This is a genomic window from Plantibacter sp. VKM Ac-2885 (genome assembly GCF_015351205.1).
GTDB lineage: Bacteria > Actinomycetota > Actinomycetes > Actinomycetales > Microbacteriaceae > Plantibacter > Plantibacter auratus.
Genome location: NZ_JADKSK010000002.1, coordinates 152800 through 175331 on the forward strand (window position 1 = coordinate 152800; position 22532 = coordinate 175331).

Annotated in this window: 23 protein-coding genes; 12 read left to right on the forward strand and 11 right to left on the reverse strand. The window is 69.1% G+C overall.

The features are described from left to right. Nucleotides 1-49: 49 nt before the first annotated feature. From ITJ66_RS13280 to ITJ66_RS13295, 4 genes are all read right to left on the reverse strand, one after another. On the reverse strand, nt 50-1054 hold the full coding sequence (locus ITJ66_RS13280) for an aldo/keto reductase (RefSeq protein WP_194644925.1): 1005 nt from the start codon (nt 1052-1054) through the stop codon (nt 50-52). A gap of 34 nt (nt 1055-1088) precedes the next feature. Then, nucleotides 1089-2033, reverse strand: coding sequence for a carbohydrate ABC transporter permease (locus ITJ66_RS13285; protein ID WP_228498477.1), 945 nt, complete (start codon nt 2031-2033; stop codon nt 1089-1091). 4 nt (nt 2034-2037) lie between these two features. Then, nucleotides 2038-2919, reverse strand: coding sequence for a carbohydrate ABC transporter permease (locus ITJ66_RS13290; RefSeq protein WP_064295739.1), 882 nt, complete (start codon nt 2917-2919; stop codon nt 2038-2040). Nucleotides 2920-3046: 127 nt separating this feature from the next. Beyond that, the gene (locus ITJ66_RS13295) at nt 3047-4363 is read right to left on the reverse strand and encodes an ABC transporter substrate-binding protein (RefSeq protein ID WP_079003547.1); all 1317 of its coding nucleotides are present in this window, start codon (nt 4361-4363) and stop codon (nt 3047-3049) included. Between the two features lie 301 nt (nt 4364-4664). On the opposite strand from ITJ66_RS13295, the gene ITJ66_RS13300 reads away from it, so the two are divergent. From ITJ66_RS13300 to ITJ66_RS13310, 3 genes are all read left to right on the forward strand, one after another. Further along, complete coding sequence (locus ITJ66_RS13300; RefSeq protein WP_064295740.1) at nt 4665-5414, forward strand: SDR family NAD(P)-dependent oxidoreductase; 750 nt, start codon at nt 4665-4667, stop codon at nt 5412-5414. An 11-nt stretch (nt 5415-5425) separates the two neighbouring features. Continuing rightward, nucleotides 5426-5866 (forward strand): carboxymuconolactone decarboxylase family protein, encoded by a 441-nt coding sequence (locus ITJ66_RS13305; RefSeq protein ID WP_228501922.1) that lies wholly within the window; start codon nt 5426-5428, stop codon nt 5864-5866. A 78-nt stretch (nt 5867-5944) separates the two neighbouring features. After that, nucleotides 5945-6982 carry a LacI family DNA-binding transcriptional regulator gene (locus ITJ66_RS13310; RefSeq protein WP_194644926.1) on the forward strand — a complete coding sequence of 346 codons (1038 nt, stop codon included), beginning with the start codon at nt 5945-5947 and terminating at the stop codon, nt 6980-6982. Between the two features lie 12 nt (nt 6983-6994). Here ITJ66_RS13310 and ITJ66_RS13315 read toward each other — a convergent pair whose 3' ends face one another. From ITJ66_RS13315 to ITJ66_RS13325, 3 genes are all read right to left on the reverse strand, one after another. After that, nucleotides 6995-7921: an SMP-30/gluconolactonase/LRE family protein gene (locus tag ITJ66_RS13315; protein WP_228501923.1), complete on the reverse strand. Its 927-nt coding sequence runs from the start codon at nt 7919-7921 to the stop codon at nt 6995-6997. A gap of 29 nt (nt 7922-7950) precedes the next feature. Next, complete coding sequence (locus tag ITJ66_RS13320) at nt 7951-8382, reverse strand: hypothetical protein (protein WP_137244155.1); 432 nt, start codon at nt 8380-8382, stop codon at nt 7951-7953. Between the two features lie 91 nt (nt 8383-8473). Then, nucleotides 8474-8914, reverse strand: a complete 441-nt coding sequence (locus tag ITJ66_RS13325; protein ID WP_194644927.1) for a GNAT family N-acetyltransferase — start codon at nt 8912-8914, stop codon at nt 8474-8476. A 157-nt stretch (nt 8915-9071) separates the two neighbouring features. Between ITJ66_RS13325 and ITJ66_RS13330 the strand changes: the two genes are divergently transcribed. The 5 genes from ITJ66_RS13330 (at nt 9072) to ITJ66_RS13350 (ending at nt 14591) form a co-directional block, all read left to right on the forward strand. After that, nucleotides 9072-10013, forward strand: a complete 942-nt coding sequence (locus ITJ66_RS13330; protein ID WP_194644928.1) for an aldo/keto reductase — start codon at nt 9072-9074, stop codon at nt 10011-10013. Nucleotides 10014-10086: 73 nt separating this feature from the next. Then, the gene (locus tag ITJ66_RS13335) at nt 10087-11790 is read left to right on the forward strand and encodes a circularly permuted type 2 ATP-grasp protein (protein ID WP_191941978.1); all 1704 of its coding nucleotides are present in this window, start codon (nt 10087-10089) and stop codon (nt 11788-11790) included. Continuing rightward, nucleotides 11784-12713, forward strand: coding sequence for an alpha-E domain-containing protein (locus ITJ66_RS13340; protein ID WP_064295753.1), 930 nt, complete (start codon nt 11784-11786; stop codon nt 12711-12713). The genes ITJ66_RS13335 and ITJ66_RS13340 overlap by 7 nt, the downstream gene beginning before the upstream one ends. Further along, nucleotides 12710-13555: a transglutaminase family protein gene (locus ITJ66_RS13345; RefSeq protein WP_191941977.1), complete on the forward strand. Its 846-nt coding sequence runs from the start codon at nt 12710-12712 to the stop codon at nt 13553-13555. Before ITJ66_RS13340 ends, ITJ66_RS13345 begins: the two co-directional genes overlap by 4 nt. Before the next feature lie 223 nt (nt 13556-13778). Next, entirely contained in the window at nt 13779-14591 is an 813-nt protein-coding gene (locus ITJ66_RS13350; protein WP_079706990.1) for a CPBP family intramembrane glutamic endopeptidase, read from the forward strand. A 199-nt stretch (nt 14592-14790) separates the two neighbouring features. On the opposite strand, the gene ITJ66_RS13355 is transcribed toward ITJ66_RS13350, so the two are convergent. Continuing rightward, nucleotides 14791-15084, reverse strand: coding sequence for a DUF4287 domain-containing protein (locus ITJ66_RS13355; protein ID WP_194644929.1), 294 nt, complete (start codon nt 15082-15084; stop codon nt 14791-14793). 127 nt (nt 15085-15211) lie between these two features. Here ITJ66_RS13355 and ITJ66_RS13360 point away from each other — a divergent pair, with 127 nt between their 5' ends. Further along, a complete protein-coding gene (locus ITJ66_RS13360) occupies nt 15212-15592 on the forward strand; it encodes a DUF3054 domain-containing protein (protein ID WP_064295756.1) in 381 nt (126 codons plus the stop codon). A 34-nt stretch (nt 15593-15626) separates the two neighbouring features. Continuing rightward, on the forward strand, nt 15627-16556 hold the full coding sequence (locus ITJ66_RS13365) for an isoprenylcysteine carboxylmethyltransferase family protein (protein WP_194644930.1): 930 nt from the start codon (nt 15627-15629) through the stop codon (nt 16554-16556). A gap of 115 nt (nt 16557-16671) precedes the next feature. Here the strand turns inward: ITJ66_RS13365 and ITJ66_RS13370 are convergent, their stop codons facing one another. The 3 genes from ITJ66_RS13370 to ITJ66_RS13380 form a co-directional block, all read right to left on the reverse strand. Next, the gene (locus tag ITJ66_RS13370) at nt 16672-18087 is read right to left on the reverse strand and encodes an MFS transporter (protein ID WP_194644931.1); all 1416 of its coding nucleotides are present in this window, start codon (nt 18085-18087) and stop codon (nt 16672-16674) included. Nucleotides 18088-18092: 5 nt separating this feature from the next. Then, complete coding sequence (locus ITJ66_RS13375; RefSeq protein WP_229939713.1) at nt 18093-18545, reverse strand: MarR family winged helix-turn-helix transcriptional regulator; 453 nt, start codon at nt 18543-18545, stop codon at nt 18093-18095. A 110-nt stretch (nt 18546-18655) separates the two neighbouring features. Then, the gene (locus ITJ66_RS13380) at nt 18656-19714 is read right to left on the reverse strand and encodes a magnesium and cobalt transport protein CorA (protein WP_064295772.1); all 1059 of its coding nucleotides are present in this window, start codon (nt 19712-19714) and stop codon (nt 18656-18658) included. Between the two features lie 309 nt (nt 19715-20023). On the opposite strand from ITJ66_RS13380, the gene ITJ66_RS13385 reads away from it, so the two are divergent. Together ITJ66_RS13385 and ITJ66_RS13390 are read left to right on the forward strand one after the other, a co-directional pair. After that, nucleotides 20024-20908, forward strand: coding sequence for an alpha/beta hydrolase (locus ITJ66_RS13385; RefSeq protein WP_161578678.1), 885 nt, complete (start codon nt 20024-20026; stop codon nt 20906-20908). A 151-nt stretch (nt 20909-21059) separates the two neighbouring features. Next, on the forward strand, nt 21060-22478 hold the full coding sequence (locus tag ITJ66_RS13390; protein ID WP_370582653.1) for an NAD(P)/FAD-dependent oxidoreductase: 1419 nt from the start codon (nt 21060-21062) through the stop codon (nt 22476-22478). Nucleotides 22479-22532 lie beyond the last annotated feature (54 nt).

The following is a 22532-nucleotide window of genomic DNA, read 5'->3' on the forward strand; positions in this document are numbered from 1 at the left end:
GGGAGTTGGTGGATTGGTGGGTGGATGTATGGATGGAGGCGAAGGGGGCTCAGTCGGTGATGGTGCTCGGCGGCGTGCCGAGGGCGTCGAGGTCCGACCAGAAGTCGTCGGGGATGAGGGTCGTGCGCAGTGCCTCGACCTGTTCCAACCGCTCCGGGCGGTTCATCCCGACGACGGTGGAGTCGACGAGTTCCGATCGCGTCGAGAACGCGAGGGCGGCAGCTGCGAGCGGGATGCCGTGGCGGGCGGCCAGTTCGTCGGCACGGTCGACCCAGGCGAGCAGCTCGGGCGACCCGGCCTGGTACGCGTACGTGGCCGGCTTGCCGTCACGGCCACGACGCCCGGCGAGGAGCCCGCCCCCGAACGGCGCCGCATTGAAGACGCCCATTCCACGCGACCGCGCCTCCTCCAGCAAGCCGGTCGCCGAGCGGTCGACGAGCGTGAACCGGTTGTGGGTGAGGAGCACGTCGAAGACGCCGGTGCGAACGTAGGGCAGCATCACGCTGATGGCACCCGCAGCGATCCCGATCGCATCGACCAGGCCTTGCTCCTTGAGCGCCAGCATGCCCTCGATCGCACCGCCCGGTGCCGACGCCTCCTCGAACGACACCGAGTACGGGTCGTGCAGGTGGAACACCGGGATGCGCTCGACGCCGAGCCGCTCGAGACTCTCCTCGAAGGAGCGCAGCACCCGGTCGCGGTCGAACACCGCCGTCGACGGATCCTGGTCGGCCTTCGTCACGACCCCGCGCCCCTCGGGCAGACCGCCCTGCCGGATGGCGTCGCCGATGGCCGTCTCACTGCGCCCGTCCGAGTAAGCGTTCGAGGTGTCGACGAGGAGGTTCGGCCCGCGGAGGGCGGCCGACGCGAACGCCGTGGAGCCTGCGGCCGGGGAGCCATCGGCGCTCGCCGGGGTGCCGAGGCCGGAGGTGCCGACCGTGACCGGGCTCGCGAGGAGTCCGGTCGAGCCGAGCGGGCGGAGGTCGTCCGGTGTCGCCACCGCTGGAGTCGTCTGGTCGGTGGAGGGTGTGTGGGTCAGGTCGTCGTTGATCATGTCGTCCATCCTGCAGTCGTCGGGCCCTTGGGCGTCACCCCTTGAGTGCGCCGGATGCCAGCCCCTTCATGATCCGCTGGTTGAGGAACACGAACACGACGAGCAGCGAGAAGACGTTGATGCAGATGCCCGCGAACAATGGCCCGTAGTCGACCTGGCCGAACTCCCCGCTGAAGTTCAGCAGGCCGGCCTGGATGGTGCGAAGGTCGGCGTTCGTCGTGAACGTCAGCGAGATGAGCAGGTCGTTCCAGATGGAGAGGAACTGGACGAGCCCGATCGTGAAGAGCGCGTTCCGCACCATCGGCAGCCCGATGGACCAGAAGGAACGGATGATGCCGGCGCCGTCGATCGTCGACGCCTCGAACACCTCGCGCGGCACGGCCCGGAAGTAGGCGGTCATCATGAAGACCGTCAAGGGCATCCCGAGCGCCGTGTAGGTGATGATCATCGGCCAGTAGGTGTTCGTCAGGCCGAGGTTGAAGTAGGCGACGAACAACGGGACGAGGATCATCTGGCCGGGGATCATGATGCCGGAGATGAACAGCAGCAGTGTCAGGTTGCGGCGCTTCCACACCATCACCTCGAGGGCGAAGGCGGCGGCGACCCCGAAGATGAGGATGAAGACGAGTGACGGCAGGGTCACGATGACGCTGTTGAGCAGGTTCTGCGAGATGTTGCCGGTCGTCCAGGCCGTGACGTAGTTGTCGAAGCTCCACGACTCCGGGAGGGAGAAGGTGGACTCCTGCAGGAACTCGCGCTGGTTCTTGAACGAGGACAGGAACAGCCAGACGATCGGGTAGATCTCGATCACGAGCAGGAGTCCGATGAGGACGACCGAGGGCAGTTTCCGCAGGTAGTAGGCGCGCGAGCGGGGAGCGCGACGCATCTTCGGCCGGCGGACGGCGGTGCCGGATCCGTCGCCGCTGCCGCTCGAGGCCGGTGTGGTGGCGCCGGGTGCCGGGGTGATGGCGGTCGTCATGGCGTCAGTCCTTCGTCAGGTCTTTGCGGGAGGTCTTGAAGATCAGGAGCGTCACGAGGAAGCACATGATCGTGAGCACGAACGCGAGCGTCGAGCCGTAGCCGTAGTTCTGGTACGTGAACGTCGTGTTGTACATGTACAGGGTCAGCGGGGTCGTCGCCGTCCCGGGCCCACCGCCCGTCAAGGCGAGCACCGAGTCGAACACCTTGAGGGTCGCGTTGAAACTGAAGATCACGGCGGAGAGCAGGACGGGGAGCGACAGCGGCACGATGATGTACCGGACGAGCTTCAGGCCGCGGGCGCCGTCGATGCGGGCCGACTCGATCACCTCCTCGGGGATGTCGAGGAGTCCCGCGTAGAGCAGGACGGCGTAGAAGCCCATCGACCGCCACAGGTCCATGATGATGATCACGACGAACGCGCTGTCGGGCGAGCTGAACCAGTCCACCGAGTCGATGCCGAAGCCGTTCAGGATGGCGTTGACCGGCCCGGTCTGCGGCGCGACCTCGAACAGGCGCTTGAACAGCAGACCGACCGCGACGGTGGGCAGCACGACGGGGAAGAAGACGAGCGTGCGGACGAGCGTCGACGCCTTCTTGAGGACGAAGACGTAGAAGAGGGAGAGTGCGTACCCGAGGGCGATCTGCGCGACCGTCGCGATGAGCGAGTACTTGATGCTGAAGAAGATCGCTTCCGGTGCCGTCGGGTCGGCGAACAGCTGGGCGAAGTTGTCGAGGCCGACGAACTCGAAGCCGCGCAGGTCGCCCTGGAAGAAGGTGAGGCCGAACGACCACATCACCGGGACGAGCTTCACCAGGGTGAAGATGAGCAGGGCCGGGCCGAGCAGGATGGCGATGGCCTTCCTGTCGCCGAGGACGTCTTTCATGCTGTGCTCCTGAGTCGGTCGGGGGACCGTGAGGCTGGGCGGCGAGGTGCGTGACCCGCTGCAGGGTGGACGTCCGTGGACGGACGGATCCGGTCGCCGGGCGACTGCCGGGCGACCGGATCGCCGGTTACTTCTTGAGACCCGCGTCCACGCCGGCCTGGACGAGCGCCGCGAAGTCCTCGGGGGAGATGCCGCCGGTGAGCAGCGGGGCGGCGTTGGTCTGGGCGTCGACGCCGGCCTTCTCGGGGAGGAAGGTCTCGAACCAGGTGACCGTCTCATCGGTGTCGGCCATGATGCCCTGCACCTCGGCGGTGAGCGCCGGGACGTCGGTGACCTCTTCGTTGAGCTTGAACCCGGAGATGACGCCCTGGTTCTTCAGCACGCTGGAGCCGTAGTTCTCCGCGATGCAGCTCAGCCAGCCGCCGACCTTCTCCTCGTCGTAGCCCTTCGTGGAGAACGAGGTCGCCGCACCGGTGTTGGCCGGGTACTGGTCGATCGAACCCTTGCCGCCTTCGACGGTCGGGAACGGCATGAAGCCGACCGCGTCCTCACCGATCTGGTTGAGCTCGGTGTTGTAGACGTCGGCCAGCATCCAGGTGCCGTTGTACATCATGGCCGCGTTGCCGGTGAAGAACTCGCTCGTCGCGGTCTGCATGTCCATCGTCGTGATGCCGGCACCGAAGTACTTCCCGAGGTCCGCGACGGCGGTGATGGCCTCGACGTACTCGGGGTCGGTCAGCTTGGCGTCACCCGAGGCGATGTCGTTCATCGCGTCCGGGCCGAGCAGCCGGAAGAGGTAGGTGCTGATGTAGCGGGTGATCGTCCAGCCCTGGGCGCCGGAGACCGTGAAGGCGGACTTGCCGGACGCCTGGACGGTGTCGGCCGCGTCGAGCAGTTCGTCCCACGTCTGCGGGACCGCGATGCCGAGGTCCGTGAACATCGTCTTGTTGTAGAAGAAGCCCTCGACGTTGTACTGGTAGGGCATCGAGACGAAACGGTCGCCGTAGATGTTCTTCACGGTGGCGACGGCCGAGGGGAGGATGTCGTCCATGACGCCCAGCTCGGTGAGGGTGTCCTCGAGGTCGAGGACGGTGTCGTCGTCGCCGAGGGTGCCGCCGGGCCGCAGCGGTGCGGTCGGTGCGGTGAAGGTGGTGGGCAGGGCGTTCTGGCTGGCGAGCAGCGTGACGCGCTGGAGCACGTCGGCCTGGGGCAGGGTCTCGACCTTGAGCGGCAGTGCCTTCTCGTTCGCGGCGCACGCGCCGTCGCCGAGAGCGGTGAGTTCGTCGCGGACGATCGAGTTCTCGACGGCCGCGAGGTAGTCGAACGACGTGGCGCTCGATGCGCCGCCGTTCCCTGCGCAGGCGGTCAGGGCGAGAGCGGTGACGCCGAGAGCGGCGATGGCGGTGGCCGACCGACGTTTCGGGGCCCGGTGCGCTGTGGACACATTTCCTCCTTGAAGATGTGGCAGTGATGTTGAGACGCGAGCGGTGATGGTCGCGAGCAAAGTTGAAGCGTTTCAATGGCCGAGGCTAACCGCGCTCGGGTCGCATGTCAAGCGTCGGATCAGTTCCGCTCGGCGAGGCACTTCGAGCATGACAATGGCTGGACGGAATGCATATTGACACGTTTCAAGACGGCGACGAGAATGGGTGATCGTCGTCCCGTGATCTCGATCATGTCGGCACGACCACAGTCAACGACGATGCACGGCGATTCAACCCGCCGGACGAGGAACGGAACCGCACATGAGGTTGCAGGGCAAACGAGCCGTCATCACCGGAGCAGCAGGAGCGCTCGGGCGGGTGATCGCCCAGAAGCTCGCCGCGGAGGGTGCCGACGTCGCCGGCCTCGACCTCAACGCCGCGGGGCTCGAGGAGACGGCGGAGCTCGTCCGTGCGCACGGGGTGCGGGCCGCATCGGCGACGGCCGACCTGACCGACTTCGACGCCGTCCAGGCTGCCGTCGGCGGCATCGTCGACGAGTGGGGCGGGGTCGACATCTTGCTGAACGGTGCGGGCGGCGGCGCGGTCAGCTTCTTCCACGAGATGACGTACGAGACCTGGATGACCCAGATGGACCGCAACCTCAACTCGGTGTTCAACGTCACGCGCGCGGTCCTGCCCTCGATGCTCGAACAGCGCTCCGGTCGCATCATCAGCATCGCGTCCATCGCCGCCGTCAGTGGCGGACGCCTCGTGCGCGGGGCGACGGCCTACGCCGCGGCCAAGGCCGGCGTCGTCGGACTCACGAAGGCGCTCGCGATCGAGGTCGCCGAGCAGGGTGTCACCGTGAACGCGCTCGCCCCAGGAGCCCAGGCGACCCCCGGCCGCGACAACGACACCCCGGAGCGTCGCGAGGCGCTCCTCGCGCAGATCCCCACCCGGCTGCTCGGCGAGCCGGAGCACCTCGCGGAGACGGTCGTCTTCCTCGCCTCACCCGCCGCCGTGAACCTCACCGGCCTCATCCTGCCGCTCGACGGCGGACACTCGATCTGAGGCGGCGGACGATGACGACAGGACCAGAGGACATGACGAGACTCGAGCGCGGCAAGGCGAAGTTCGACGAGGTGTACGGCGAGGGGAAGTCGGAGGGGCTCGTCGCGATGCAGACCGGGCTCGCGCAGGACCTCGCGCGTTTCGGCATCGAGTTCAACTTCGGCGACATCTACTCCCGGCCGGGGCTCACGCTGGCGCAGCGGGAGCTCATCACCCTCGCGGCTCTGGTCGCGCTCGGTGGGCTGGAACCACAGCTGCGCGGCCACACCCGCGGTGCGATCAACGTCGGCTGCACCGCGACGGAGATCCTCGAGACGGTCATCCACACCGTGCAGTACGCGGGGTTCCCTCGCGCCCTCAACGCGATCCGGGTCGTCACCGACGCCCTCATCGAGTACGGCGTGGATATCCCCGAGCCGCTCGGGCCGGAGCCGCATCGCGATCAGGAGTGACCCGGACCGGGCGATCTAGACTGAGCCGGGCCGCGGGCGTGCGCCCGCAGCGCCGCAGGACGACAGGAGGGGTGGAGCATGGGACGAGTCGGAATCCGCGAGGTCGCGACGCTCGCCGACGTCTCCATGGGGACGGTGTCGCACTACATCAACCACCCCGATCGCGTCTCGCCGGAGAAGCAGGAACGCATCCAGCGGGCGATCGACCAGCTGGGGTTCGTGCGGAACAACGCGGCTTGGCAGCTCCGTCTCGGTCGGAGCGGCACCATCGCGTACATCGCGCCGGACGTCAGCAACCCGTTCTTCGCGACCATCGCCGAGGGGGTGGAGCAGCGCGCGGCCGAAGACGGTCTCTCGGTGTTCATCGCCAACTCGAACCGGAGTCGTGAGCGCGAGGACGCCTATCTCGGCATGTTCGAGGCGCAGCGCGTGCAGGGCATGCTCGTCGCCTCCCACGAGTCCGTCGAGGAGCGGTTGACGAGCATCCGGCAGCGGGGCATCCCGTCGGTCCTCGTCGGGCAGCTCGCATCGTCACCGGACCAGCCGTCGGTGTCGGTCGACGACGTCCGTGGTGGGTTCCTCGCCGCGGAGCACCTGCTGCAGACCGGTCGTCGCCGGCTCGCGTTCGTCGGTGGTCCGCTCGGCATCCGCCAGGTCGCCGATCGGTTCGAGGGTGCGAGTTCCGCCGTCGCAGCGGTTCCGGGAGCCACGCTCGAGGTCATCGCGGGCACGGAGCGCACGATCGCCGAGGGGCGCGAGCTCGGACGCGCGATCGCCGCACGACCGGTCGACGCCCGTCCCGACGCCGTCTTCGCGGTCAACGACCTGCTGGCGCTCGGCATCATGCAGACGCTCGTGGTCGAGCACGGGGTCCGTGTGCCTGAGGACATCGCGATCGTCGGCTACGACGACATCGAGTTCGCCGAGTCGTCGATCATCCCGCTCACCTCGGTGCGGGCGCCGCACGAGGGTTTCGGTGTCGCGGCCGTCGAGCTGCTCCTCCAGGAGTTCGCCGTCGCCGACGGTGCCCCCGTCCCGCCTCCGTCATCCCGCCACATCGTCTTCGCCCCCGAACTCGTCCCCCGAGCCAGCTCGCGAACTGTCACCAACCGCTAGTCCAGCGCCCCGTCACTGTGCTGGAGTGACAGTTCGCGGGCTTTGGCGGGTGGCGGTTCGGATGCGGTAGAGGGACGTGCTGGCCGTGATGTAGAGGGTGCGGCCGTCGGAGTCGCCGAAGCAGACGTTCGCGGTGCGCTCAGGGACCGGGATGCGCAGGATGGTCGCGCCGGACGGGTCGAACACCTCGACGCCGTCGCCCGCCGAGGACCAGACGTTGCCGTCGACGTCGATCCGGAAGCCGTCGGACGCGGGAACCGCGGTGCTCGCGAAGGTGCGTCCCGGGGTGTCACCGAAGACGACCGAGACGCCGTCCTCCGCGACGTCGTACGCGGCGATGCGGAGTGCGCCGTCACCGGTGTCCGACACGTACAGGATCGACTCGTCAGGGGAGAACGCGAGCCCGTTCGGGTGCACGAGCGAGGTGATGACGGGTTCGACCACGCCGGTCGCCGGCTCGAACCGGAAGACGTAGCAGCCGTCGTACTCCTGCTCACCCGGGTGCCCCTCACGCCCGCTGGCGTCGATGCCGTACGGCGGGTCGGTGAACCAGATCGAGCCGTCGGAGTGCACGACGACGTCGTTCGGGGAGTTGAACCGGCCGCCGGCCCAGCGGTCGACGAGCGTGATCGGACCGTCGGGCCCCTCGATCTCGACCGCGCGCCGCCCGTGACTGCACTGCACGACCCGGCCCTCGCGGTCCATCGTGCGGCCGTTCGTGTACTCGGCACCGTCACGGAACACGGCCGTCTCACCGGTCGCGGTGTCGAACTCGAGGATGCGGTCGTTCGGGATGTCGCTCCAGCGCACGCGGCCGGTCTCCGCGATCCAGGCGGGCCCCTCGCTCCAGATCGCGCCCGTGTACAGGTGCTCGAGTTCGGCTCCCTCGGCGAGCAGCGGCGAGAGTTCGTTCGTCATGGTGACGTCGTCGTCGGTCATGACGCCCAGCCTATTCGGCAGGTGCCGGTCTACGCCGGATCGATGGGTGAGGAGCCGAGGTTGCGGGCGCTCGGTCGGGTGACGGGCGGTTCGACGATCGACTCCAGGAAGGCCCACGCGTCCATGCGCCAGCGGTCACCGGCGACGTCGATCGCCTCGATCCGGAACGGTGGCGTGAGGATCGCGTCCCAGTCGATCGAGTCGAGGACGCGTCGCGGGATCATCTCGTCGACGTACGGAGCCTCGCGCTCCGGATCCGGCGCGACCTCCGGGGCCTCGTCGTCGACGAGGACCTCGAGTCGGTCGATCATCGCGTCGTCGAACGACTGCATGCGGGTCACGAGCGTGTGGAGTTCGTCGGGTTCGAGTCCGGCGACGAGCTCGAGGAGATACGCGCGCCCCGGATACGCTTCCGCGGGCACGTCGACGATGTTGTACCGGCCGTCGTCGGAGATCCACATACGTCAACGCTAGCCCGTCTCGGCTGGAGGCCCGCGGTGAGGTGCGTCGATTCGTCATCGGAGCCGCCGTCGCGCGACGCGTCGCCGCACCTCAGTCGGTCGGCATCTGGCTCGGGTGGACGGGCAGTTGCGCGGCAGGCCGGACGAGCGCCGTCGGGCCGGGGTCGGTGAACCCGAACTGCTCGTAGAGGCCGTGCGCATCGCTCGTGAAGAGTGCCCACCGGAAGTGCGCGCCGGGACCGTCGTCGATCATGGCCTGCACGATGCGCTTACCGAGACCGTGGCCCCGGTGTCCTTCGTGGACGATGACGTCGGCGAGGTAGCCGAAGCCGAGTCCGTCGGAAACCGCCCGAGCGAAGCCGACCTGTGCGCCGGTCTCCTCCTCGTACACACCGATCACGCGCCAGGCGTCGTCGATCTGCGCCTCGACGTCGGCTCGGCTCCGCCACTTGGCCCAGTAGACCTCGCGGAGCAGGGCCCACACGGCGTCCCGATCGATGCGGTCCTTCGAGTCGTCGATGCGGTAGCCCATCGGCCCACTGTAGGACGGCCGACGACGGGCCGTGGAGAGCCAGTCCGGCCTCCGTGGCCCGCTGGTCATCGGGCGACACGACGGAATAGTCGAGCCGTCCGCGGGCTTAGCGTGAGGAGAAGTACCAGCGATGCACCGAACCCTGGAGGACCATCAGATGACTCACGCCCGCACCACCCTCGGAACGTCCGACCTGTCCGTCTTCCCGCTGAACCTCGGCGGCAACGTGTTCGGCTGGACCGCCGACCGGCAGACCTCGTTCGACATCCTCGACGCCTTCGTCGCGGGCGGCGGCAACTTCATCGACACCGCCGACGGCTACTCCGCGTGGGTGCCCGGCAACACCGGCGGTGACTCCGAGCGACTCATCGGCGAGTGGCAGGAACTCCGCGGCAACCGCGACGAGCTCGTCATCGCGACGAAGGTCAGCCAGCACCCCGACTTCCAGGGCCTCGCTGCGGACAACATCCTGAAGGCCGCCGACGCCTCGCTCGAGCGCCTCCGTACCGACCACATCGACCTCTACTACGCGCACTTCGACGACGAGTCGGTGCCGCTCGAGGAGACGGTGACGGCACTGTCGTCCCTCGTCGACGCCGGCAAGGTCCGCCACCTCGGCATCTCCAACTACTCCGCAGCGCGCATCGCCGAGTGGTTCGAGATCGTCGAGGCCAAGGGGCTCCACCGCCCGATCGCCCTCCAGCCGCACTACAACCTCGTCGAGCGCGAGTTCGAGGGTGAGCTGCGCACGATCGCCGAGCGCGAGCAGCTCGCAGTGCTGCCGTACTTCTCGCTCGCCAAGGGCTTCCTGACGGGCAAGTACCGCGAGGGGTCGAGCGTCGACAGCGTCCGCGCCGAGGGCGCGCAGGCCTACCTGGCCGACCACGCCGTGCTCCTGCCCGTCCTCGACGAGGTCGCCGCGGCCCACGGCGTCTCCGTCGCGACGGTGTCGCTCGCGTGGCTCCGCTCGCAGCCGACCGTCGCCGCGCCCATCGCGAGTGCCCGCACGGTCGAGCAGCTGCCCGACCTCCTCGCCTCCGCCACGCTCGAGCTCTCCGCCGACGAGCTGGCCGCCCTCACCGCCGCCTCGGTCGCGTAGGGGAGAGGCCGGCGAGGGCTCCTCTCCGCGCTCCGAAACACCCCGGCAACATGTGTCCCGGTAGAGTCGGCCCATGGGTGACCTGTTCAACGGCTATGGCGGCACGCTCGCCCCGCGCAAGACTCCGGGCGGCGTTCCCGCCTTCGACGAGATGTTCGGCGAGGCGGCGGAACACGCGGGTGGTGCGACCGCCAGGCGGGCGTATCAGGAGATCTACAGCTCCCTCGCACGGATGACCCAGGAGGAGCTCCGAGGCCGCACCGACGCCCTCGCCAGCTCCTACCTCGCGCAGGGCGTCACCTTCGACTTCGCCGGTGAGGAGCGCCCGTTCCCGCTCGACGCGGTCCCGCGGGTGATCGAGCAGCAGGAGTGGACGCAGGTCGAGGCCGGCATCAAGCAGCGCGTCAAAGCGCTGGAGGCCTTCCTCGCCGACGTCTACGGCCCGCAGCTCGCCGTACGCGACGGCGTCATCCCCGCGAAGCTCATCTCCTCGTCGTCGCACTTCCACCGGCAGGCCTACGGGATCCAGGCGGCGAACGGCGTCCGCATCCAGGTCTCGGGCATCGACCTCATCCGCGACGAGCACGGTCAGATGCGCGTCCTCGAGGACAACGTCCGGGTCCCGTCCGGCGTCAGCTACGTCATCTCCAACCGTCGCGTGATGGCGCAGACGCTCCCCGAGCTGTTCGTGTCGATGCGCGTCCGTCCGGTCGGCGACTACCCCAACAAGCTCCTGCAGGCGCTGCGTGCGTCGGCCCCGCCCGGCGTCGAGGACCCGAACGTCGTCGTCCTCACCCCCGGCGTGTACAACTCCGCGTACTTCGAGCACACGCTGCTCGCGCGCCTCATGGGCGTCGAGCTCGTCGAGGGTCGCGACCTCTTCTGCTCCGGCGGCAAGGTCTTCATGCGCACGACCGCCGGGCCCACGCGCGTCGACGTCATCTACCGCCGCGTCGACGACGAGTTCCTCGACCCGCTGTCGTTCCGCGCCGACTCCATGCTCGGTTCGCCCGGGCTCATGCTCGCCGCGCGCCTCGGCAACGTGACCATCGCGAACGCGGTCGGGAACGGTGTCGCCGACGACAAGCTCGTCTACACGTACCTGCCCGACCTCATCAAGTACTACCTCGCCGAGGACGCGATCCTCCCGAACGTCGACACCTGGCGGCTCGAGGACCCGCTCGCCCTCGAAGAGGTGCTCGACCGCCTGGACGAGCTCGTCATCAAGCCCGTCGACGGCTCCGGTGGCAAGGGCCTCGTCGTGGGTCCGGACGCCTCGAAGGAGGAGCTCGCGACCCTCAAGACGAAGCTGCAGGAGGACCCGCGCGGCTGGATCGCGCAGCCGGTCGTCATGCTCTCCACCATCCCGACGCTCGTCGAGGACGGCATGCGTCCCCGCCACGCCGACCTGCGTCCGTTCGCGGTCAACGACGGCAACGACGTCTGGGTGCTGCCCGGCGGCCTCACGCGCGTCGCCCTGCCGGAGGGCCAGCTGGTCGTGAACTCCAGCCAGGGTGGCGGCTCGAAGGACACCTGGGTGGTCGGCCGCGCCTTCGATCCGAACGCCGCGCCCGAGGCCTCGTCGCACGACATCCAGGGTCTCGTCGCCGAACAGGCTACGACCGAGACGACGTCGATCCCGATCATCTACGACCACGGCACGACCCCGGAGCATTCGCCCCAGGACCGTCCGGCCGGCAACCAGGACCAGCAGGAGCAACAGCAGCAGACGCTTGCCACGCCCGCTGCCGGCGGGCAGGAGGACGCATCATGCTGAGCCGCATCGCCGAGAGCCTCTTCTGGATCGGCCGCTACATCGAACGCAGTGACGGTACCGCGCGCATCCTCGACGTCCACCTGCAGCTGCTGCTCGAGGACCCGTGGATCGACGAGGACACCGCCTGCCGGTCGCTGCTGTCCGTCATGGGCAGCGACGCGCCCGCCGACCAGGAGCTCACCCGCCAGGACGTCCTCGCGCAGCTCGCCGTCGACCGCACGCACCCGGCGTCGATCGCCTACTCGCTCGGCGCCGCCCGCGAGAACGCCCGACGTGCCCGCGAGATCGTGTCGACCGAGCTCTGGGAGTGCCTCAACACGACCCGTGCCCGGATGCCGCGCCGCGTCGCGAGCGACAAGGTGCACGAGTTCTTCGGGTGGGTGCGCGAGCGTTCGGCTCTCGCCGTCGGCATCGTCGACTCCGCCACGAGTCGCGACGACGCCTGGCGCTTCTTCACCCTCGGTCGCAGCCTCGAACGCGCCGACATGACCGCCCGACTCCTGGCGACGCGGTCGCTCACCGAGGCGAGCGGCCCGTCCTGGACGACGATCCTCCGCTCGTGCGGCGCCTATGAGGCCTACCTGCGCACGTACCGCGGCATGCCGAGCGCGAAGAACGCGGCCGAGTTCCTCCTGCTCGACCAGCTCTTCCCCCGGTCGGTCATGTTCTCCATCAGCCGGGCCGAGGAGTGCATGCGCGACCTCGAACCGCGCCGAGGCCGCGTCGGGACGGTTGATTCCGCCCAGCGCCTGCTCGGTCAGATCCGCAGCGACCTCGAGTACCGGCCCATCCAGGACACGCTCGTCGACCTCCCCGGCCGCATGGACGCCGTGCAGAACGTCACCAGCCAGGTGTCGGAGGCGATCCGCGAACGCTACTTCCCCACTCACGCGGTGCCCGCGTGGATCGGAGAGAACTCATGACCCGGCTCCACATCAAGCACAGCACCGGCTTCTCCTACGGCGGCAAGGTCAACGCGTCGTACAACGAAGCGCGCATGCTGCCGGTGACGACCGAGGACCAGTACGTCCTGTACTCGCACATCGACATCCAGCCGGGAGCGTCGCAGTCGACGTACACCGACTACTGGGGCATGAAGGTCTCGGCGTTCGAGGTGCTGACCCCGCACGACGAGCTCTCGCTCACGGCGACGAGCCTCGTCGAGGTCCGGCCGCGCCAGCACGAACCGCACCCGACCGGCTGGGAGCAGCTCGACATCGCGACCCAGGCCGCCGTGACCCGGGTGGAGCACCTGGAACAGACGCGCCGGACGACCCCGCCGGACGACCTCGTCGAGCTCGCCCGGACCATCGCCGACCGCTACGAGAGCCCCTGCGAGGCCGCGATGGCCATCAGTCGGGAGATCGGCGAGCAGATGGACTACGTGCAGGGCGTCACGAGTGTGTACTCGACCGCTGCCGAGGCGTGGGCGAACCGCAAGGGCGTCTGTCAGGACATCACGCACATCGTCCTCGGAGCGCTGCGCTCGGTCGGGATCCCGGCCCGCTACGTGTCGGGGTACCTGCACCCGAAGCCGCACGCGGCGATCGGCGAGACGGTGACGGGGGAGTCGCACGCGTGGGTCGAGTGGTTCTGCGGTGACTGGCGTGGATTCGACCCGACCAACATGGTCGACGTGGGCGAGCGTCACGTCCTCATCGGGCGCGGTCGTGACTACGGTGACGTCTCCCCACTCCGTGGTGTGTACGCGGGCCCCTACCGCTCGAAGCTCTTCGTGAAGGTCGAGATCACCCGAGAGGCCTGACCCGACTCCACCGCCGAGAGACCCTCCTCGGTGGATGCGCCAGCGCGGTGCGCTGACGTGAGCGCGGGTCATGCGCGTGAGCGCGGGTCTCCGGAGGGTCGCGCTCACGCGCAGGCCACGCGGTCGCGCCCGTTCAGGTGCTCTCGCGTCAGCGCACCGCGCCGACGCCTACAAGCCCGCGCTCGCCTCAGTGCACCGCGCCGGCACCCGTAGGATCGACGGCATGCAGACCGAGATGATCGTCCCGGCCCGCCGCCCGATGAAGCTGATCCCCGCGGTGCTGCTCGCCGCGTCCGCGTTCTGCCTCTTCGGCCTCATGCAGCCGCTCGCCGGCTACCCGCTCCTCGTCGCCGCGCTCGCGACCGCGATCCTCATCGACCGCGACCTCGCGAAGGACCTGTTCCTCATCGCGATCGGCATCGGGATCGTCTCGACCACGTCCGTGGAAGCGGACGTCTCCTGGCCGAGCTTCTTCCGCATCGGTACCGTCCTCCTGCTGGCGGTCGGCGTCCCCTTCCTCATCGACCGATTCGTCTACCGGCGGAAGGCGATCACCTTCCCCTGGCGCAGCCGCGAGAAGAAGACGAAGGGCGAGATCGCCTATCTCTTCGCCGTCCCGCTGCTCGGCTGGGCGATCCTCCCGTTCTACTTCATCCGCTCGGGCGCCTACGAGAACTGGCCGGTGATCAGCGACGCCGGAGAACTCGGCCGGTTCTTCGTCGGCGTCAACGCGGTCGGCACGTGGGACGAGCTGTTCTTCATCTGCACCTGCTTCGCCCTGCTGCGCCGGCACTTCCCGGTCTGGCAGGCCAACCTGCTGCAGGCCGTGATCTTCGTCTCGTTCCTGTGGGAACTCGGTTACCGCTCGTGGGGTCCGCTCCTGACGTTCCCGTTCGCGCTCCTCCAGGGGTACCTGTTCTCGAAGACGCGGTCGCTCGGGTACATCCTCGCGGTCCACCTGCTCTTCGACGCGATCGTCTTCCTCGCGATCGTTCACGCGCACCATCGCGACTGGATCCCGATCTTCTGGTACTGAGCGGCGCGTCCGTCCGCCAGCGCACCGCGCTGACGTGAAGGTCGGTGTCCCGGGCCCAGCGCGGTGCGCTGACGCGAACGGCGGTGTTCAGGCTTCAGTGCGGGTCTGGCGGGTGAGCGCGGGGCTCCAGAGGGGCGCGCTCACGCGCACGACCCGCGCTCGCGTCAGCGCACCGCGCTGGCATCAACCCGGACGGGGATCAGCCTGCGGCGGGCTTCGTCGCCGCTCCGTCGAGCCAGAGCTCGGTCGACTCGTCGCGGTGCACCCCGTCGGTGCCGACGTGCTTTTCGCTGATCGTCGGACCGTTCTTGATGACGTGCACAAGCGCCATCCCGTGACCCCGGCCGAGCTCGTAGTCCGTCTTCAGCCACTCGAGGATCTCACCGGCCTTCGTCGACGCGTCGAAGCCGCGGGCGTGCGCCTCGTCGACGAGTTCGCGCGGGGTCTTACCGGTCTTCGCCTCGGCGGCATCGAGATAGGCCTGGAACGACATGACGGCTCCTTCGTCGATCGGGTGTCAGCGCCATCGTAGCCAGCGACGGCACCGAGCGACAGGCCCCACAGTGCGCCATGCGGCCGTCCTCCAGGGTGGGCGGCCGCGACGCCAATAGGGTGAGGGGATGGACCGCCCCAGCAGGACCCCCGCCGGATTCGCCGCGACCGTCGGCATCGACCTCCTCGCCGTCATCGTGTTCGTCCTCATCGGCCGCGCCAGTCACGGCGAAGGCATCCTCGGACTCCTCGTGACGCTGTGGCCGTTCGCCGTCGGGCTCCTCGTCGGACACGTCCTCGCACTCGTCCTCGGTCAGCGCGAGACCCGCTCCGTCCGCTGGGCCGGCGTCGTCGTCTGGGTGTCGACCGTCGTCGTCGGAATGGTGCTGCGCGCGGTCTCCGGCCAGGGCGTCCAACTCAGCTTCGTCATCGTGACCGTCCTCGTCCTCGCAGCACTCCTCCTGGGGTGGCGCTTCGTCGCGTGGCTCATCGCCCGTCGACGCCGATGACCCCGCCGACCCCGACCCCGACACCGACGATCACATGAGCGCCGAGCGCTGGGGGCGCTGGTACTTCGCGGTGCAGGCCCTCGCCGGTGCAGCGTGGTGGGTGTCGGTGTTCCTCGTCCCGCCCGTCCGTGCGGCGACACTCGGCAGCCTCGACCCCGTCGTCACGGCCGTGCTCGACGTCCCGCTCTTCGTCGTCGCCTCGGCGCTCGCCGCGTTCGGGATCCGATGGGCGGCGATCCTCGCGACCGCATGGACGCTGCTGGTCACCGTGTCACTGGGGATCTTCGCGGCCGTGACCCAGGAGGCGGGGATCGGCGCCCTGCTGATGGTCGGCGCCGCGGTCGGCTCGGTCACGGCACTCGCGCTCGTCCTCACGGGCGGGATCCCGAGAGCGTGGATCGCCGTCGGGCCGTTCGCGTTCCGCCCGGCGGATGCGTCGGCGTCGACCGGTTCGCAACTCGTGAGGACCGCCGTCGAGATCGTCGCGTTCTGGGGCGTCTTCCTCGCGGTGATCCCCGCCGTCCTGCGGTTCTTCGAGCTGCGGTGGCAGGTCACGATCGCCCTGCCGCCGGGTGCGGAGCAGATCGCCGTCGTCGCCGGCATCGTCGTCTTGGTGCTCGGGAGCGTCGTCGGGCTCTGGTCGGCGGCCGCGATGGCGACGATCGGGGGTGGGACGCCGCTGCCCGCCGCGATGCCGAACCGACTCGTCATCGCCGGACCGTATCGCTTCGTCCGCAATCCGATGGCCGTCGGCAGTATCGTCCAAGGCGTCGGCGTCGGGCTCCTGCTGTCGTCCTGGATCGTCGTCGTCTACGCGATCTTCGGTGCCGTCGTGTGGAACGTCCTGGTCCGGCCCGTCGAGGAAGCCGACCTTGAGGCGCGCTTCGGCGAGCCCTACCGGCGCTACCGCGAGGACCTGCGGTGCTGGGTCCCGAGCCTCCGCCCGGTGTCGCCTCGTTCGTAACTCCTGCTGCCTGCGACGACCGGCCGCGTCGCCCGCCGCCCCGCCCGCCCGGGAGCCCCGGCGGTCGCAGGATGCAGGAGTTGCGAACGCCGAGCGGGTCGGAGCGGAGGACCGCCTAGCGGCGGGAGCCGGTGAGGGTCGTGGACTCGTCGACCGGCGACGACTCGGGGCGCGACTCCGGACGCGGCTCGGGCGCCTTCGCACGCGACTTCGGCTTCGGCAGCGGGATCGGCGAGGTGAGCGCGATCTGCTCCGAGAAGTCCTCCGGCGTGACCGGGGAGACGACGCCGTCGTGGGTGAACTGCAGGCGCCAGCGGGAGTCGGGCGCCACGCGCAGGCGGAGGTGATGACGGAACACCCCGTAGGCCAGGCCGGTGGCGCAGGCGGCGAAGCCGGCGAGTGCGCCCAGGCCGAGCGCCCAGCGCGGCCCGAAGGTGTTCGCCACCCACCCGACGATGGGCGCGCCGATCGGGGTGCCACCCATGAGGATCGCCATGTACAGCGCCATCACCCGGCCACGGACGGCGGCCTCGGTGCTGGTCTGCACGAGTCCGTTCGCGGTGGTCAGGAGCGTCACCGTCGAGAAGCCGACGAGGATCAGCACGGCGGCGAACGACCAGTAGCTCGGCATGAACGCGGCCGTGAGTGCAGCGACCCCGAAGAGCCCGGCCGCGCCGACGATCATCCGCATCTGGGCCTTCGCCCGCCGCGCCGCGAGGAGTGCCCCGGTCAGGGAACCGATCGCGAGCACCGACGAGAGGATGCCGTATTCGCCCGCGCCCTTGCCGAACTCGACGGCCATGGTCGAGGCGAAGATCGGGAAGTTCATGCCGAACGCGCCCATGATGAACACGATCACGAAGACGACCATGAGGTCCGGCCGCCCGCGGACGTAGCGGAAGCCCTCGACGAACTGTCCTCGAGCCCGCGGTGGGCGCGGCGCTCGACGGAGCTTGCCGGTGCGCAGGGCCAACAGGGCGCCGATGACGCCGAGGAAGGTGAAGGCGTTCACGACGAACACCCACCCGGAGCCGATCGCGACGATGAGGAGACCGGCGATGGCGGGGCCGACCATGCGCGCCGCGTTGAAGGACGCCGAGTTGAGCGCGACGGCGTTCGACATGTTGTGCTCGTCGACGAGCTCGGAGACAAAGGTCTGGCGGGCCGGGCCGTCGACGGCGTTGATGATGCCGAGGGCCAGCGCGAAGAGGTACATGTGCCACAGCTCGGCGTGACCGAAGATGAGCAGGGCGCCGAGGGCGAACGCCAGGAGCATGAGGCTCGACTGGGTGAGGATGAGGATCTTCCGCTTGTCGAAGCGGTCGGCGATGAGACCGGTGATCGGCACGAGGACGAGCTGCGGCCCGAACTGCAGGGCCATGGTGGCCCCGACGGCCACGGCGTCGTTGTCGGTGAGGTCGGTCAGCACGACCCAGTTCTGGGTGGTGGCCTGCATCCAGGCGCCGACGTTCGACACGAGGGCGCCGATGAACCAGATGCGGTAGTTGACGCTGGACAGGGAACGGAACATTGCACTCACTGGGTGGCGAGTCTCCTCATGATCTCGGCCGCGCGGGCGAGGGTGTCGCGTTCGTCCGGGGTGAGCGCGCGCAGCTGCTGGGTGATCCACGCGTCGCGTTTCCGGACGGTCTCGGTGACGGTGGTGTGGCCCGCTTCGGTGAGGGCGATGGTGACCTTCCGGCGGTCGGCCGCGTCGGTTTCTCGGGTGACGTACCCGGCCTCTTCGAGGCAGTTGACGGTGCGATTCATGGATGGCGCGGACACGCGGTCGCGTTCGGCCAGTGCCCGCAGGGTTGCGGAGCCCTCTTTGTAGAGCCCTCCGAGGACGGAGAACTGCGGATCGCTGAGGTCGTCGACCGACTTCTCTCCGCGCAGTCGTCTCGCGAGCCGGAAGGTGCCCATCCGGAGTTCGGACGCCTGCTCGGCGATCGTCAGTGCCCTGGTCTTCGTCGCTGCTCCGCTTGCCACGATTCATTAGCCTAGCTCATTAGTATTGCTAAGTAAATAGGCGTCGCCCTTCGACAGGCTCAGGGAGCGGACCCTTTGGTCCCTGAGCCCGTCGAAGGGCAGAGGCGCGGTCAGAGCCAGCGGCGGGCTCGGAAGATGGCGTACAGGGTCCCGGAGAGGACGAGCATCGCTCCGATCGCGACCGGGTAGCCGAACTGCCAGTGGAGCTCCGGCATGTCGTCGAAGTTCATGCCGTAGACGGTGCCGATGAGTGTCGGGGCGAAGAGGATCGCCGCCCACGAGGAGATCCGCTTGATCTCCTCGTTCTGCGCCAGCGCCGTCTCGCTCATCCGACGCGACTCCTCGTTCTGCGCGAGGCTCGCCTCTGAGAGGCGTCGCATCTCCTCGTTCTGCTGCTGCGTCATGAGCGTCGCGTGCACGGTCAGCGCGTTGCGGAGCAGGTGCCGGAAGGAGTCGACGCGCTCCGCGATCCGCAGCGTGTGGTCGAGGACGTCGCGGAAGCCGTTGCGCAGTTCCTCGTCGAGACCGTACTTGTCGGCGCCCTGCAGCAGGCCGTGGAGCATCGCCCGCAGGGGCGTGGTCGCGCGCTGGAACGCGATGACCTGGCGCAGCAGTTCGTAGATGCGACGCGAGACGTCCGCGGCGTCGCCGAAGAGCTCGTCCTCGATCTCGTCGATGTCGTTCTCGAGCCCCGCGACGACGGGACCGTAGCCGTCGACGACCTGGTCGAGCACGGCGTGCAGGACGGCGTCGGGGCCGAGCGCGAGGATGTCGGGCCGGGCTTCGAGTCGCCGCCGGACCTGGCCGAGGTCGGGCTTCTCCGCGTGGCGGACCGTGACGACGAACCCGGGTCCGACGAACAGGTGCACCTCGCCGAATTCGACCCGCTCCTCCTCGTCCAGGTAGCGGGCGGGACGCAGGACGACGAACAGCGTGTCGCCGTAGCGCTCGAGCTTCGCCCGCTGATGGCCCTTCAGGGCGTCCTCGACGGCGAGCGGATGCAGGTCGAACTCCTGAGCGACGGAGCGGATCTCCGACGGTTCGGGGCGGTACAGGCCGATCCAGGCCATACCGCGCTGTTCGTTGAGGAGCTCGTACGTCGCGTCGAGCGATCGCGGGCTCGCCGAGCGCCGTCCGGTCACGTAGATGCCGTTGTCGATGAGTGCCATGAGGTCTCCGTCCATCGATCGACGGGAACGTGCGGCGGCCGCGCGGGTGCATGCGATCGCGGTGGATCGCACCCGGGGAGGTGTGAGTGAGGGCGCCTCGGCACCGGCGGTGGCAGCGCCTACCGGGTGAGGGAGGCGAGGCGGCTCGTCGATGCGGTGGCGCGGGTACTGTCACCAGCCATGGCCGCTCACCTCGCTTCCGTCGAAACCTGCCGGCCCGCCGTTCGGGCCTCGTTCACCGTACGCCTGCCCTCCGGGAACCGCAAACGGACTCGCGACGCCGACGGGCCGAGGGCCTACGCTGGCGGGATGAGCGAGCAGACTCCGCCACCCGTCGACGACGCGAACCGCCCCGTCGAACCGCGACCGTATGCGACCGAGACGATCGTCGACGACGACGGCGTCACGGTCTACGTCTACCTGTGGGAGGTGCCGAACCCTCGGGCCGTCGTGCACATCGCCCACGGTGCGGGGGAGCACGCCCTCCGCTACGGGCGCCTCGCCGCACGGCTCAACGACGCGGGGTACACGGTCGCGGCCGACGACCACCGCGGCCATGGTCGCACGGGGCTCGAGCACCTCGGCCTCGGCAAGCTCGGCCCGCGGACGACCCGGGGCGCGATCGACTCCGTCGCCGCCGTCGGCAGGTACCTGCGGACCCGCTTCCCCGAGTCGCGGCTCGCGTTGCTCGGTCACAGCTGGGGCTCGCTCATGGCGCAGAAGGTCGTCGCCGAACACGACCTCTACGAGCTCCTCATCCTCTCGGGCACCTCGCTCGCGATGCCCGGCGTCATCAACGCCGGTGACCTCAACAAGCGCTGGCGGAAGACCGGGAAGACCGGTCTCGAGTGGCTCAACCGAGACCCGGCCGCCTGGGCCGCGTTCGCCGCCGACGAGCGCAACTTCGACATCGGCGTCACCCCCGTGTGGAACCCGATCCAGGCGTTCGCCTTCCTCGGTCGCCCGCCGAAGCGCCTGCCGCGCGCGGTTCCGGTGCTCATCCTGGGTGGATCCGACGACTCCCTCGGTGGTGTCCGTGGCCTGACCCTCCTCCGCGACGCGTACGTGAAACGGTCGAAGCTGACGGACGTGACGCTCGTCATCTACCCCGAGGCGCGGCACGAGATCTTCAACGAGTTGAACCGCGAGGACGTCGAGCGCGACGTCGTGGAGTGGCTCGACAAGCGCACCTGAGTCGCCCGGTCGCCGGGCGCCCGAACCGGTCCCTGAGCGCGCGAACCGGTCCCTGAGCTTGTCGAAGGGCAGCGACCGCCACCACCCTTCGACAAGCTCAGGGGCCGCGGGGTACAGTCGCGGCACCCACACTCGACGCAGAGGAGACCCGGTGACCTCGGACGGACCCACCTACAGCCACCGCAGACGGAACTCGGCGGAGCGCATCGCGCGGTCGCTGGCGGGCGCGAGCACGGTCCCGTACTGGCTCGACAGCCCCGACCGGCCGACGCCGGAGCCCCGACTCGTCGGCCAGATCACGGCGGATCTGCTGGTCGTTGGTGGCGGCTACTCCGGACTGTGGACAGCGCTCATCGCCAAGGAGGCCGACCCCTCGCGTGACGTCGTGCTCGTCGAGGGCAAGGAGGTCGGCTGGGCGGCGAGTGGCCGGAACGGCGGCTTCTTCGAGGAGAGCCTCACCCACGGCGTCGACAACGGCGAGCGCCACTTCGCCGACGAACTGCCGGAGCTCGATCGCCTGGCGGACGAGAACTTCGACGAGTTCGTCGCCACGCTCGACCGCCTCGGGATCGACGCCGAGTTCGAGCACACCGGTGTGCTCACGGTCGCGACCGAGCCGCATCAGGTGGACGCGCTGCGCGAGGTGTCGGGGGACGGCGTCTTCCTCGATCGCGAGGCCGTCCAGGCGCTCGTGCACTCGCCGGTGTACCTGGCCGGTCAGCGCGAGTGGAAGAGCACCGCGCTCGTCCACCCGGCGAAGCTCGCCTGGGGCTTGAAGCGCGCGTGCATCGAGCCTGGTGTGCGGGTCTTCGAGCACACCCCGGCGACCCGGCTACGACGCTCGGGCGACGGCGTCGCGGTGACCACGAAGCAGGGTGGGGTGCAGGCTCGGCAGGTCGCGCTCGCCACCAACGGCTTCCCGTCGCTCCTCAAGCGCACGGAGCTCCTGACGATCCCCGTGTACGACTACGTGCTCATGACCGAGCCGCTCTCCCCGGAGCAGCTCGAGAGCATCGGGTGGACGGACCGCTTCGGCATCGCCGATTCGAGTCGCGAGTTCCACTACTCCCGCCGGTCCGCCGATGACCGCATCCTCTACGGCGGCTTCGACGCGGTCTACCACCGGGGTGGCAGGATCCGGCCGGAGCACGATCAGCGCCGCGAGACGTTCGAGACCCTCGCCGACCACTTCTTCACGACCTACCCACAACTCGACGTCCGGTTCACCCACGCGTGGGGCGGCATGATCGACATGTGTTCGCGGCTCTCGGCGTTCCAGGGCACGGCACTCGGCGGACGCGTCGCCTACAGCGCCGGGTTCACCGGGCTCGGGGTCGGAGCGACGCGCTTCGGGGCGAAGGTCATGCTCGATCTGCTGAGCGGCGAGTCGACCGAGCTGACCCGCCTGAAGATGGTCCGGTCCAAGCCGATCCCCATCCCGCCGGAGCCCATCGCGAACCCCGCGATCCAGACCGTCCGCCGCGCGGTCGCCCGTTCCGACGCGAACGAGGGCCGCGACGGCCTGCTCCTGAAGGTGATGGACCGCTTCGGTATCGGCTTCGACTCCTGACCCGGTTCGACGCCCCTTCCGGGGAATCCGGACGCCGTCCAGGAATAGGCTGGG